This is a genomic window from Citrobacter sp. Igbk 16 (assembly GCF_028069755.1).
In the GTDB taxonomy this organism is placed as follows: Bacteria; Pseudomonadota; Gammaproteobacteria; order Enterobacterales; family Enterobacteriaceae; genus Citrobacter.
Genome location: NZ_JANEWJ010000129.1, coordinates 1 through 225, shown reverse-complemented (window position 1 = coordinate 225; position 225 = coordinate 1). Strand labels below are relative to the sequence as shown.

Here is a 225-nt window from a genome sequence, read left to right as displayed (position 1 = left end):
CTTCGGCGTTGTAAGGTTAAGCCTCACGGTTCATTAGTATCGGTTAGCTCAATGTATCGCTACACTTACACACCCGACCTATCAACGTCGTCGTCTTCAACGTTCCTTCAGGAGACTTATAGTCTCAGGGAGAACTCATCTCGGGGCAAGTTTCGTGCTTAGATGCTTTCAGCACTTATCTCTTCCGCATTTAGCTACCGGGCAATGCCATTGGCATGACAACCC

The 225-nt window shown here is 48.4% G+C and carries 1 rRNA gene; it reads right to left on the bottom strand.

Annotation, left to right across the window (positions count from 1 at the left end):
* Positions 1–12: 12 nt before the first annotated feature.
* Positions 13–225, bottom strand: a 23S ribosomal RNA gene (locus NNO03_RS22700); the annotation flags it as partial.